This is a genomic window from Edwardsiella tarda ATCC 15947 = NBRC 105688 (genome assembly GCF_003113495.2).
In the GTDB taxonomy this organism is placed as follows: Bacteria; Pseudomonadota; Gammaproteobacteria; order Enterobacterales; family Enterobacteriaceae; genus Edwardsiella; species Edwardsiella tarda.
Map to the genome: position 1 here is coordinate 2,707,954 of NZ_CP084506.1, position 12,753 is coordinate 2,720,706.

The 12,753-nt window shown below is 57.7% G+C and carries 10 protein-coding genes; 2 read left to right on the plus strand and 8 right to left on the minus strand.

What is annotated here, in order from left to right:
- Window positions 1-6: 6 nt before the first annotated feature.
- The 4 genes from proB to gpt all read right to left on the minus strand — a co-directional run bounded on the left by proB (window position 7) and on the right by gpt (window position 3,680).
- Window positions 7-1,113, minus strand: coding sequence for a glutamate 5-kinase (gene proB, locus DCL27_RS12635; RefSeq protein WP_005283114.1), 1,107 nt, complete (start codon window positions 1,111-1,113; stop codon window positions 7-9).
- A gap of 187 nt (window positions 1,114-1,300) precedes the next feature.
- The gene (crl, locus tag DCL27_RS12640; protein WP_035599059.1) at window positions 1,301-1,702 is read right to left on the minus strand and encodes a sigma factor-binding protein Crl; all 402 of its coding nucleotides are present in this window, start codon (window positions 1,700-1,702) and stop codon (window positions 1,301-1,303) included.
- A gap of 61 nt (window positions 1,703-1,763) precedes the next feature.
- Window positions 1,764-3,026, minus strand: coding sequence for an esterase FrsA (gene frsA / locus DCL27_RS12645; protein ID WP_035599057.1), 1,263 nt, complete (start codon window positions 3,024-3,026; stop codon window positions 1,764-1,766).
- 195 nt (window positions 3,027-3,221) lie between these two features.
- On the minus strand, window positions 3,222-3,680 hold the full coding sequence (gene gpt, locus DCL27_RS12650; RefSeq protein ID WP_035599055.1) for a xanthine phosphoribosyltransferase: 459 nt from the start codon (window positions 3,678-3,680) through the stop codon (window positions 3,222-3,224).
- 359 nt (window positions 3,681-4,039) lie between these two features.
- Here gpt and pepD point away from each other — a divergent pair, with 359 nt between their 5' ends.
- Window positions 4,040-5,500 carry a beta-Ala-His dipeptidase gene (gene pepD, locus DCL27_RS12655; protein WP_035599052.1) on the plus strand — a complete coding sequence of 487 codons (1,461 nt, stop codon included), beginning with the start codon at window positions 4,040-4,042 and terminating at the stop codon, window positions 5,498-5,500.
- 81 nt (window positions 5,501-5,581) lie between these two features.
- Here pepD and blc read toward each other — a convergent pair whose 3' ends face one another.
- From blc to dinB, 4 genes are all read right to left on the minus strand, one after another.
- Complete coding sequence (blc, locus tag DCL27_RS12660) at window positions 5,582-6,130, minus strand: outer membrane lipoprotein Blc (protein ID WP_035599049.1); 549 nt, start codon at window positions 6,128-6,130, stop codon at window positions 5,582-5,584.
- Between the two features lie 136 nt (window positions 6,131-6,266).
- On the minus strand, window positions 6,267-7,628 hold the full coding sequence (gene dcuC, locus DCL27_RS12665; RefSeq protein ID WP_035599046.1) for a C4-dicarboxylate transporter DcuC: 1,362 nt from the start codon (window positions 7,626-7,628) through the stop codon (window positions 6,267-6,269).
- Window positions 7,625-8,878 carry a peptidase T gene (pepT, locus tag DCL27_RS12670; RefSeq protein ID WP_035599043.1) on the minus strand — a complete coding sequence of 418 codons (1,254 nt, stop codon included), beginning with the start codon at window positions 8,876-8,878 and terminating at the stop codon, window positions 7,625-7,627. The genes dcuC and pepT overlap by 4 nt, the downstream gene beginning before the upstream one ends.
- Window positions 8,879-9,079: 201 nt before the next feature.
- Window positions 9,080-10,138, minus strand: coding sequence for a DNA polymerase IV (gene dinB / locus DCL27_RS12675; RefSeq protein ID WP_035599041.1), 1,059 nt, complete (start codon window positions 10,136-10,138; stop codon window positions 9,080-9,082).
- Window positions 10,139-10,853: 715 nt separating this feature from the next.
- On the opposite strand from dinB, the gene DCL27_RS12680 reads away from it, so the two are divergent.
- A complete protein-coding gene (locus DCL27_RS12680) occupies window positions 10,854-12,566 on the plus strand; it encodes a pyridoxal phosphate-dependent decarboxylase family protein (RefSeq protein ID WP_005295005.1) in 1,713 nt (570 codons plus the stop codon).
- Window positions 12,567-12,753: the final 187 nt, after the last annotated feature.

Here is a 12,753-nt window from a genome sequence, read left to right on the forward strand (position 1 = left end):
GGCTCCTTAACTGACGATCATGTCGTCACGGTGTACGGCGACCGGGCCATACTCATAACCGAGGATGGCGCTGATCTGCAACGAGTGATGCCCGGCGATCATGCGCAATGCGTCGCTGTTGTAACGGGAGACGCCATGCGCCAAATCGCGCCCATCCAAGCCACGGATGCGCACCACCTCGCCACGGGAAAAGTCACCGCTCACCTCGCGGATCCCCTTCGGTAGCAAGGAGCTGCCTCGGGTGACAATCGCCTCCAGCGCCCCATCATCCACCACGATTTCGCCGGCGGGCGGGGCACCGAAGATCCAACGCTTACGGTTTTCCAGCGGGGTCTGCTCGGCATGAAAACGGGTACCCACGGAGACGCCGTCGATCACATCCCCGATCACTCCCGGCCGACTACCGGCAGCGATCACCACCTCGATCCCCGCTCGGCAGGCGACATCGGCGGCCTGAAGCTTGGTGGTCATGCCACCGGTGCCCAAACCCGATACGCTATCGCCCGCGATGCCACGCAAGGTGTCGTCGATCGCGCTCACTTCACGGATCAACTCGGCGGTCGGGTTATGACGCGGATCGGCGGTAAACAACCCCGCCTGATCGGTCAGCAGCAGTAGTTTATTGGCGCCGGCCAAGATCGCCGCCAGCGCCGACAGATTATCGTTGTCGCCGACCTTAATCTCGGCGGTGGCGACGGCATCATTCTCATTGATCACCGGAATGATACGGTTATCCATCAATGCGTGCAGGGTGTCACGGGCGTTGAGGAAACGCTCGCGATCCTCCATATCGGCACGGGTCAGCAAGACCTGGCCAATGTGGATACCATAGATAGCAAACAGCTGTTGCCATAGCTGGATCAGGCTGCTCTGCCCCACCGCGGCCAGCAACTGCTTGGAGGCGATGGTGGCGGGCAAGTCTGGGTAACCCAAGTGCTCGCGCCCGGCGGCGATGGCCCCGGAGGTCACGATGACAATACGGTGTCCGGCGGCGTGCTGCTGGGCGCACTGACGGACCAGTTCTACGATATGGGCGCGGTTGAGGCGGCGGGAGCCACCGGTCAACACGCTAGTGCCCAGTTTTACCACCAGGGTTTGACTGCCACTCGTCATGTTCTATAACCGTTGTATTTTCACAGAAAAGGGGGGAACCGCGGTTCCCGGCACGCTGACCAGAGGGAGGCGGCCTGCAGCCATCACTCCCTCCCGCCTGCATTTTTATCAGGCATAGCGCATTATGCCAACAGGCGAAAGGGAAAGCATAGGCAAAACCGGGAAAAGGCCTCGCGTATGATCCAGGTCAGCGTTCGGCACGACTCAGACGCAGGGAGTCGTCATCGGCAGGATGCAGCGGCATCGAGAGGGAATCCAGCAAGCGTTGTAGATTGCCGTGGAAGGTGGTCAGCGTCTGCTGCAGGCGCGCATTCACCAGTTCATCCGCGATCGCCTGCGGTTGCCAGCAGCCGGCACGATCATACAACCCCAAGGCGTAACGATAATGAAAACGATCCTCGGTCACCTGCAGATCCAGCCACCAGCCCCAGAACTCGCGCTTTTCCGGATCGGGCTTCACGTTGACGCAGACGGCGAGACAATCGAAGAAGAAACGATCATCCGCGCACTGCTCGGCGCGGAGATATGGCCCCAGCGCCATGAATTTTTTGATCAAACGTCCTTTCGGGTAACCTTGAGGTAATGTCATCGGGCACGCTCCTTATTGCGGTTACCCTCTTTTAACAAAAAACGTAAATTAAGCAATGTAATTACGATGAGTGCTTATTTATCCATTCACAAATCTGACGTAGCGCACGATCGAATCCTTGGTACAGCGGCGAGGCGGCGACCGGTAACAAGGCGCCGTCACTCGACGAGTTAGCGATCAGTTGCGCCTCCTGCCTTGGGCTGAAGGGATCACGATCCCAGTAGGCCGCCAGCATGGGTGTCGGGCAGCGACGCCCAAGCAATCCCTGTGTTTTCAATGAATAACAGCGAAGCTCCGTCAGTAATGCGGCATCGGATACCGAGGCCATCCCTAATCGGCTGGCGAGTACGTCGATATACATCGGTGGCACGCGTTGATGCAGGTTGGCATCGCACAACAGATGGTGAACCACCGGCCCCAGACAGGCCACGGCGCGCAGGCGGCGCGGCTCCAGATAGGCCAACCGCACTGCGACATTGGCGCCGAAACGGAAGCCCAACGCCGAGATCCGTGTGCTATCGACCCAGGGGAGATCGACCATCTGTTGTAATACCGCCTGATGCAGGCGGCTGGAGTCTTGCGTCAGGGTGTAATGAGACGACAAGCCGACCGAAGGCATATCGATGGTCAACATCGCCATCCCTGCCGGGGCCAGGTAGTCACGGAACAGGCGATGACTATCGCTCTGCAACATATCCAAGCCGCCGCACAGTAATACCGTCGGATACGGCCCACCTTCGGCATCCGGCAGATGCAGGAAACCGGTGATCTGCTTACCATCGGGAATACGGAAAGTCAGTTCGCGCAACTCGAAGCTCTGCAAGCGCGCCGCCTCAGCATAGGCCCGATTCGCCAGTGCCTCGGCCTGCTCGGCCAGATCGTCGCCCTTCAGATGTGGATAGGCGGCGATGCTGTATAGGTTGGCGGCCTGTAACCACATATCGCCCGCGCGCGCCGCCACGCTCTCCTGCTGGGCACGCTGCTGCCAGGTCATCGCCTGATGGGACCACTCATAGATCCAGTTACCACTGCGATAGCCCACCACCGTATCCAGCAGTCGCTCGTCGCTACGCTCGGCGTCACTGGCGGCGATGCGCGCCAAGACCATCTCGACTTCCAGCGGGTCGGCGCCACGCCAGGCCCACATCACCCGATTGATGATGCGATACCAGTTTGCCTGCGAGCGGCCATCGAGGGCGTTATTGATGCCTGGGCCCCCCTCGCTGCTGGCGCGATTGACCAACGTGGAGGTCTCCCGATGTTTAAAACGCGGTTTAAATAGAGTCTCAGACAGATTTGCGCGGGTTTGATTGATTTCGCTCATAACGGAACGGCGGCCTCCCTATACTCCTTCGTCGCCTCGCGACACGGATCGTCCATATTCAGGATAGACGATACGACATAGCGGCTATCATGCCCGACAAGATGGGAGATTGGCAACGCAGGGATGGTGGGCTACTGAGCGGGAGAAACAACAACGCCCAGCAATACGCCGGGCGTTATCTAAGGGAGGGCGGAATTAACGGCCGCTCAGCGGCTCGATGAAGCTCACCGCCATATCCCACGGCTGCTCGATCCAGGTGTCCTGCGGGATGTCGACCACATAGTCGTCCACCAGCGGACGCCCGGCCGGTTTAGCGAAAATCGTGACGAAGTGAGCCTTGGGATACATGTCGCGAATCGCCTTCGCGGTGCCGCCGGTATCGACCAGATCGTCCACGACGATGAAGCCTTCGCCATCACCCTCGGCGCATTTCAACACCTTGAGCTCACGCTGGTTGTCGTGGTCATAGCTGGAGATGCAGACGGTATCGACATGGCGGATGCCCAGTTCACGCGCCAACAGCGCGGCTGGCACCAAACCGCCGCGGCTGACGGCGATGATCCCGGTCCAGCGTTCGGCAGGCAACAGGCGGGCAGCCAATTTACGCGCATGCATCTGCAGCACGTCCCAGGTCACAACGTATTTTTCGCTCATAAAACATATCCCAGCCAATGATAACAAAGTGTTAAATGGCTTATAAATTAGTCGGGGGGAAAAAAGGTTGCGCGAGATTATAGTGAGGAGCCACGATAAAAACCAGCACTATGACGCTAAACCGCCGCCGCGCTCGCGCTATTCCTCCCTTTATCCGCTCCCTTCGGGTGCTAATTAATGCCAAAGTCTGCCCCCCTGGCGCTATATGGTGGTATTCTCTGGCAATCGGGCTGTGCCGCGCACCTTATTCTGCGGCCAGCGGCGGTGCGTAAGCGGTTGCGGTTACGCCCGCGTTTGATTCGCCTGACACCCACTGGGCATGCGCCCTCACAGCACAACCGTTTATCAGGGGACTTACTATGTCTGAACTGTCTCAACTGTCGCCACAGCCGCTGTGGCAGATTTTTGCCAACATCTGCGCCATTCCGCACCCCTCCTATCATGAAGAGGCTCTGGCGGCACACATCATGGCCTGGGCGCAAGAGAAAGGGATCCATGCCGAGCGCGACGCCGTCGGCAATATTCTGCTGCGTAAACCGGCCAGCCGCGGCATGGAGAAGCGTATCCCCGTCGTGTTGCAGGCGCATCTGGACATGGTGCCGCAGAAGAACAACGACACCCAGCATGACTTCACCAAGGATCCGATCCAGGCATATATCGACGGCGATTGGGTCAAGGCTCGTGGCACCACACTCGGCTCCGATAATGGTATTGGCATGGCCTCCGCCTTGGCGGTACTGGCCGATGATAGCGTGATGCACGGCCCGTTAGAGGTGCTGCTGACCATGACCGAAGAGGTCGGGATGGATGGCGCCTTCGGTCTGCAGGCCGGTTGGTTACAGGGCGAGATCCTGATCAACACCGACTCCGAAGAAGAAGGCGAAGTCTACATGGGCTGCGCCGGCGGCATCGACGTCATCACCACCCTGGCCTTACAGCGTGAGACGCTACCGGCGGGGATGAGCGTGGTTCGCCTGAGCATCAAGGGATTGAAGGGCGGCCACTCCGGCGGCGATATCCACCTGGGGCTGGGCAACGCCAACAAACTGCTGGGCCGCTTCCTGGCCGGTCATGCCGACGAGCTGGGCCTGCGCGTCCTGGACATCAACGGCGGTACCCTACGTAACGCTATCCCGCGCGAAGCCTTCGCGACCCTGGCGCTGCCAGCGGCTAACCTCGATCGCCTGCAGACGCTAGCCCAGCATTTCCAAGCGATCATGCAGGGTGAACTGAGCGCCGTGGAGAAAAGCCCTCGCGTCACGATCGAGAATGTCGAGAGTGCCCAGCAACCGCTGGATGCGGCCAGCCAGGCACGTTTCATCGCTCTGCTCAACGGCACGCCGAACGGGGTGATCCGCATGAGCGACGAAGTGAAAGGCGTGGTCGAAACCTCCCTCAACCTCGGGGTCGTCAGCACGGCGGAGAATGAGGCACAGATCATCTGCCTGATCCGTTCACTCAACGAGAGTGGCAAAGACGCCGTCGTCAGCCAGCTGACCTCTCTGGGGATCTTGGCCGGTGCCCGCGTCGAGGCCAAAGGCAGCTACCCAGGGTGGGAGCCGGATGCCAACTCACCGGTGATGCACCTGGTGCGCGATACCTATCAGAAGCTGTTCGGCACCCTGCCGAATATCATGGTGATCCATGCCGGTCTGGAGTGTGGTCTGTTTAAGAAACCCTATCCGTTGATGGATATGGTCTCCATCGGGCCGACCATCACCGGGCCGCACTCACCGGATGAGCAGGTGAATATCCCGAGCGTCGGCCGTTACTGGCAGTTGCTGACCGCCCTGCTGAAAGCCATCCCGGAAAAAGCCTAACACCCGTTGGGCGGCAAAGCCGCCCCATCGCCAGCGGCGCCTTTAGCGCGCCCTGGCGGGCGCATTGCCCACGCCGTCATCTCATCGAGCTGGCGGCGTATCATTTTCTGGCTGTACCCAGTGTAAACGCGCGGTCGGGAAGCCGAGTCGCGCGGCCAAGTCGACATACGCCTGGCGCACCGCCAGCGGCATCGTAGGCGTGCGCGACAATAGCCACAGATAGTCACGATCCGGTCCACACACCAAGGCATAGCGGTACGCCGCATCCAAGGCGATCACGTTATAGCCACCATAGAATGGCCCGAAGAACGATACCTTTAATGCAGCCCGCGTCGGCGAGCCCGTAAAGTCAGCGCGTCCCTCGCTCTGGCGCCAACGCCCACGGCGCGCATCGTAGCCGCGATTGACCACCCGGACCGCACCATCACTGCGCAGGCTATAGTCGGCGCTCACCTGCGTTAAACCGCGTTCGAAACGGTTATCCAAACGGGCCACCTCATACCACCTCCCCAGATAACGCGCGAGGTCGAACCCCTGTAACGGCGCCACGCCGCGCGGCGGTGTGGGTGAACGACAGCCAGCCACCAGCAATGCCAGAGTGGCGACCGCCAATACAGGCCACGCTTTCATCGGCTCTCTCCTCCTCCCGCGAGTGATGATCTCAGTGTAGCCCGCTTTGCGGCAGTGCAAAAAAAGAGGCCGCAACCTTACGCGCTGCGGCCTCCTCTCAACCTCTGTCGCGACCGCTAACGTCGCACTGCCATACTCAGTAGAACAGGCCGATCAACGCCGTATGGAAGATAAAGCCGGCGCTCAGCGGCACCGAGGTACGCCGCACCACATCGAAGGGGGAGAGTTTGGCGCCGCTCGAGACGGCGATCACCACCCCCGACACCGGCGACAGCGCCCGCCCCATATGGGAGGCCTGCTGCATCGGCAGGATCATCGCCACCGCATTGGCCCCCATGCTGCTGGCGATCTGCGGGATCAACTCGACGAACGCCAGGAAGGGCGCATTACCCGACCCCATGATGATCGCCGCGGCAAAGGTCACCAGGGCGAAGACGATCGCCATGGCGAAGGGCGGCAACCCGACATGTTCAGCGAAGAGGATCACCTGATCGATGGCGCCGATCACCTTGATGCCGTGGGCAAAGACCCCCGCCGCGACCAACAGGCCAACCACGCCGGTGAAGGCTTGCCCCATGCCCTTCAAGAAATGGCTGAAACCGTCACATACCGCCTTAAAGTCACGCAGACGCAACCACTCAATCGCCATACACAGGGCCATGGCGATCATCACGATCGTGACGATGTTCAGGTTGATGCCGCTGACGAAGAGCTTGGAGGAGCCGACCGCCATCAGGATGGGCAGCATCGGCAACAGGGCATAAAAGGCCGGAGAGCGAGCGGGCGCATCGTCTTGCAGCTGGGTCGCCGCCTGCGGCAGCGTACCGGCGCGGCGATCACAATGGCGCTGCCAGAAGACATGGCAGATCCCCACCACCAGAACCGTCGCCAAGGCGGCGGGCCCCTGGTGATACAGCACATACTCCACCACATCCATCTCAACGGCCTTGGCACCACGAATGGCGTCGATCGCCGTTGGGGTATAGGCGACGCCGAGCGAGGTGGCGATCACCCCGGCCGCCGAGGCGGCGGAGAGCCCCAACCCCAGCATGATGGGGAACATGGTGCCCATCAGCAATACCGCCAGCCCGGTGGCCGAGGGAATGGCCAGTTGCAGCAAGCTCGCCAACAGGTAGGAGAAGAACAGCAGCGTATAGGGAGACTGGAGGCGGCGCAGAGGACGCGTCACCACCCGTACCACCGACTCATTGGCGCCGATATGATCCATATAGTGGGCAAAGCCCATCAGCGCCATGATCATCAAGCCCAGATCGGCGGCGCGAGTGCTAAACAGATCACGCACCACCTCGAAAGGATCGAGCGCGCCGATCCCCGTGGTGGCGACGCCCTTGGGCAACACATTGCCCCACCCCGCCAACTGCGTACAGAACATCAACAGCAGGCCAGCCACCAACAGCACCGGCTCGGCCTTATAGCCGCGTAGGATCAGGCGGGCCACCACCACGATCACCAGCAGCGCGATAATCACCTGGATCATGCCTGCTCCTCGGCGGTGAAGTGGGCATGCGTCTCGGCAATCACCGCCACCACCACCTCGCTAGCCGCCCGTAGCGATTTCACCGGCAGGTACTCATAGATGGAGTGGAAGTTATGCGCCCCGGTAAATAGATTGGGGCAGGGTAATCCTTTCTGTGACAAGACGGCGCCATCATAGCCGCCACGCATCGGTACCGGACGCGGCGTGATGCCGCAGCGCTGATAGGCACGTAACGCGATCTCGACCGGGAAAGCCGCCTCCCCTTGCAGGCTGTTGGCGACGTTGGCATAACGATCGGAGAGACGGGCATCGACACTCCCCCCGCCCCATAGCGCCGCACAGCTATCCGCTAGTTGGCGAATGAACGCCATCCGCTGGCGATAGCCTGCCTCGGTAAAATCGCGGATATCCAGCTTCAACACGGTGCGCGCACTATTGCCGGCTAACTGCTTCACCCAATAGTATCCTTCGCGACCCTCGGTATACTCCGGCGCCTCACCCGGCGGCAGCATGGCAATAAACTTGTGCGCCATCAGCAGCGAGTTCTTCAACTTACCCTTGGCGGACATCGGGTGCGCCGACGCGCCGGTGAACACCACCTCCACGTCGCCGGCATTCCAGTTTTCACACACCAGCTCACCAATACCACAACAATCCAGGGTGTAAGCAAAGTCGGCAGCGAACGACTCGGTATCGAAAGCCTTGGCGCCACGTAGCCCCTGCTCCTCATCCGGTACGAAGCCGATCTTGACCGGGCCGTGGGCAATCTGCGGATTAGCCTGCAAGAATTGCAAGGCGTTCATGATGGCGGCGATGGCCGCTTTGTCATCCGCCCCCAACAGGCTGGTGCCGTCGGTCACGATCAGCTCATCGCCGATGTAATCAGCCAGCTCGGGGAACTCGCTCTGACGCAGGTAGATCTGCCGCTCGGCGTTCAGGCACAGATCGCCGCCATGATAAGGCAGGACTTGGGCATGGGTATCGGCGCTCTGTTCGGCGCTGGTGTCCAAATGGGCGAAGAACGCCACCGTCGGCAACGACGCGGTACAGTTCGCCGGCAAGGTGGCGGTGACGATGGCGTTCTCCCTCACCACCACCTCCTCCAGACCGAGCGTACGCAACTCCTCCCCCAAGCGTTGCGCCAGACGCAATTGTCCCGGCGAGGAGGGCATGATGCCCTGCGCACCCTTGTCACGATCGGTGGTGGTATTAATTTGGGTGTAACTAATAAAACGATCAATAATATCCATTATTTATACTCCTTGAATGCCAACGCCGGGAATTATAAAAGTAATGGTCTCGTAAAAGTTTGAAGCGACAGCAAGAACGGTAAGAAAAACGCCAGTGGGGAGGCGGAGGGATAAGGGGGTGGGGACTCACGCGATAAGCCTGCAACTATCCGCAACGCGATAATGAGTTAACGAGATAGAGAGAAGTGTGCGCTAGAGCGGCTAGAGGATGTCCAGTGTGAGCTGTTTCTGCCGTTGCGGATCGGGCAGCATCACATGCAATCCCACCAGACGAACCCCGCGTCCGGCACGGCGCGTCTCCCAGACCTGGCGCGCCACCGCGAACAGATCGTCCCGATCGAGATAAGGGTAGGCGTGCTCCTGCGTCGTCAATTGAAAGTCGGCAAACTTGAGTTTGACCCCCTGCCGGGCAATGCGCAGATCCGGTTGGACGCGAGCCAAACGCCGCTCCAACTCGGGATACAGCTGCGCTAACAGTTGCTGGCAGGCCGCCCAATCACTGATGTCCTGCGCCAGGGTCTTTTCTACGCCAACCGATTTACGCTGCCGAGTGGGATTGACCTCGCGTTCATCCCGGGCGTGACTCCGCTCCCACAGTACACGGCCAAATTTACCGAAACGACGCAGCAAGGTGGCAAGATCGTAGGCGCGCACGTCGGCACAGCGGTGTAATCCCAGTTCGGCCAAGCGGGCCGCCGTCACCCTCCCCACGCCGGGGATCTTCGCCAACGGCAACGCCTGAACAAACGCATCGACCTGCTCGGGCGGAATCACATACTGGCCGTTGGGTTTATTGATATCCGAGGCGATCTTAGCCAGAAATTTCAGCGGCGCCACGCCGGCGGAGGCGGTCAAGTGTAACTCGTTGGCGATATCGGCGCGGATCTGCTGCGCGATACGCGTCGCCGAGCCCTGTAACAAGGGACAGTCACTGACATCGAGGTAGGCCTCATCCAGCGATAGCGGCTCGACCAAGGCGCTATAGCGGCGGAAAATCTGCTGGATCTCCCCCGACACAGCCTTATAAACCGCCATACGCCCCGGACGCAACGTCAGATGCGGACACAGCTTCAACGCCTGCGCCGTCGGCATCGCACTACGCACGCCATAGCGCCGCGCGGCATAGTTCGCGGTGCTAATGACCCCACGCCGCTCGCCGCTGCCGCCGATCGCCAACGGGACCTCGCGCAGCGCCGGAAAATCGCGCATCTCGACCGCGGCGAAGAAACAATCCATATCGATATGAATGATCTTACGCATCTGAGCGCCCCACCCTCAATCAATAACTGTATAAATATACAGCATTGTGTATTATTATTCAACCCGCCACGTTTTATCATCACGCTAATAAACTATAACCAAATAGATAGCTTCCCGCACGGTCGTAAATAATAATAAGAGTAAACTTTAATTATGATGTAATTTTAACCAAGAAATATTTATCGATGGGTAATTCACCATGCGGATATTATCAATCATGATAACCAACCATTTCACAATGTTTCATCCTTCTGCCACTCTGTGTCATTAGAAATTAGCAAACAAAATCGATTAAATAATCAGGCATAGCATTTGCATTCTCATCATCTAGCGCCATTATTGAGATTCCCATCACACAACCATCACGGCCTATCATTATTTGATTTGTAATATGAAACTATCGGCCTCGATTACAGCATAATCAGCTCTTTGTGATGGTTACACTATTTATTTTCAACTGACTTATTTTGTGGTGCTAGAATTAAACACGTTAGCTCGCCGGGTATGAATAATTAAGCAGATACCTCGCCAGCAGTTTTGTTAGCTGTTTAACTACAGCGAGGGGACAGCTTCCCCAAAATATAGAGTCACTATATGTAATATAGCTTTTAGTTACCTATCCGTGGTCGTTCTCCTTTTCCCAACGCAGCTAGCGCTGAGAGATGGGTTTGCGGCTTATCACACTTGTGATAAAGACCATATCAAGGACATCCAAATGAAAGCGAATAACGGTAATAGCAACAAACAGTGGGCCAAATATCGCGAAGAAATGTGCTCTGCATTTCCCTCTGCATTCAGTGACGATAATGATCCTTTATCCAAGTCTATAGCCAAAGCCATTGAACATCTGAATAAGCTGCGTCCTAACGATGGTGGCCCAGCTTATCTCGGCCAAAATCCGGCTTTGACTATTGATTTCGATAAAGTTAAAGATATTGAAATGGCGGATAAAATGAGCAGCAGCGATCAGGTCATCGCACAAACCAGCGCGCTGTTCGAAGGGCTCCCTAACTGGGGCCATCCGCTGACCATGTGTAACGTGATCCCGCAGGCCAACACCGCCTCTATTATCGCGGCTATCATGTCAGAGATTTTCTCCCCCAATATCTTAGAAGGGGAATATTCCTGGAACGTGCACCGCGCCGAACTGGAAAGTGCGGGGATGCTGGCCAACTTGGTCGGTTGGGATGCTAAACATTCAGGCTGTGTCTACACCTATGGGGGTTCAGGCTGCTGGACCTATCATGTAAAATACGCATTGACCCGTGTGTTGCCTAACTCCCGTCACAGCGGTATCCGTACCGATGCCAAAGTACTGTGCTCACAGCAGGCGCACTACACCATGCTAAACAGCACCGACTGGATGGGGTTGGGGATGGATAACATCATCCGCATCAAGACCGATCCCGACACCAACGCCATGGATCTGCAAGATTTGGAAGCGGTGCTGAAATCATTGCAAGCCAAGAAAATCCCAGTCGCCTCCGTGGTATGTACCATGGGGACCACCGATGCCAACGCCTTTGACCCGGTCGCCGGGGTACGTAAACTGCTGGATCAATATCCGAACGCCTCCCCTTACGGTAAGGCACTGTTGTACTGCGATGCCGTCACCAGTTGGTCATGGTTGGCCTTTAGAAAATATGACTTTGCCAAGAACCCGCTGCAATTCACCGAGGCACTGTTACCGTTCATCGAAGCCAACTGCCACGCGCTGGAAGCGATGAAGTATGCCGATGCCATTGGCTTCGACTTCCATAAAGCCGGCTTTACGCCTTACGCCAGCAGCTGCTTCACCTATCGTAACGCCGAAGAGTTCGAAAGCATTCTGAAACGTCCGGGCTCCGCTTACCTGCAACCGCGTTCTCCGTACAACCCCCTGGACTACACGCTGGAAGTCTCTCGTGCCGCAACCGGCGCCTTGGCTGGTTGGGCGACGATGAAGTACTTCGGCTATGAAGGCTTCCAAGCCATCATGGGCGGTATCCTGGAAAACCAATATTATTTGCGTAACCTACTGCATGAAAATGCGGATACCGTTTGTGTCAACCCGGATGATTACAGCCTGGTCACCCTGTTCCGTATTTATCCGGAAGGCGTCATGGCACATCAACAATATCAACATGAGCTGACTGATCCGGCTTATAAATCCCAATTAGTGGCCAATAACAAATTGACCATGGATGTGGGTAACAAACTGTATGAGTGGTTCCGTAGCGGTAAGAAAATTAACGGGCAATATACTCCGTACATGAGCTTCAGCACCGGCTTCCGCGTCACCGAATATAATCGTGACGCCAGTGACCCAGAGGCCATGGTATTCGCGCTGAAGGTTTACCCGATGAACGTTCATTTAACACATGAAATTATGCAGCATGTGATTGACTGTGTTACCGCTGCACGTAATGAGGTACTCGGCGCTAAATAATTAGCCACTATGCCGTAATTAAGATGTACCCATGCATAGGCCGGGTTAGCCCGGCCTTTATGCCTCTATATTTCGCATAGCTGACTTAGAGCCTATCCCAGTAGGCGTGTATTGTTGCAGCCAGTTTGGATACGGACAGCGCGGAACAACCGAAGCGTACACGCAATACGTGAGGATTATTCGCTTC

Excerpts from the sequence above, each read along its gene's own strand:
- gpt (WP_035599055.1), bottom strand. The coding sequence starts at position 3,680 with ATGAGCGAAAAATACGTTGTGACCTGGGACGTGCTGCAGATGCATGCG.
- crl (WP_035599059.1), bottom strand. The coding sequence starts at position 1,702 with ATGACATTACCTCAAGGTTACCCGAAAGGACGTTTGATCAAAAAATTC.
- blc (WP_035599049.1), bottom strand. The coding sequence starts at position 6,130 with ATGAAAGCGTGGCCTGTATTGGCGGTCGCCACTCTGGCATTGCTGGTG.
- frsA (WP_035599057.1), bottom strand. The coding sequence starts at position 3,026 with ATGAGCGAAATCAATCAAACCCGCGCAAATCTGTCTGAGACTCTATTT.
- pepT (WP_035599043.1), bottom strand. The coding sequence starts at position 8,878 with ATGGATATTATTGATCGTTTTATTAGTTACACCCAAATTAATACCACC.
- pepD (WP_035599052.1), top strand. The coding sequence starts at position 4,040 with ATGTCTGAACTGTCTCAACTGTCGCCACAGCCGCTGTGGCAGATTTTT.
- dcuC (WP_035599046.1), bottom strand. The coding sequence starts at position 7,628 with ATGATCCAGGTGATTATCGCGCTGCTGGTGATCGTGGTGGTGGCCCGC.
- proB (WP_005283114.1), bottom strand. The coding sequence starts at position 1,113 with ATGACGAGTGGCAGTCAAACCCTGGTGGTAAAACTGGGCACTAGCGTG.
- DCL27_RS12680 (WP_005295005.1), top strand. The coding sequence starts at position 10,854 with ATGAAAGCGAATAACGGTAATAGCAACAAACAGTGGGCCAAATATCGC.
- dinB (WP_035599041.1), bottom strand. The coding sequence starts at position 10,138 with ATGCGTAAGATCATTCATATCGATATGGATTGTTTCTTCGCCGCGGTC.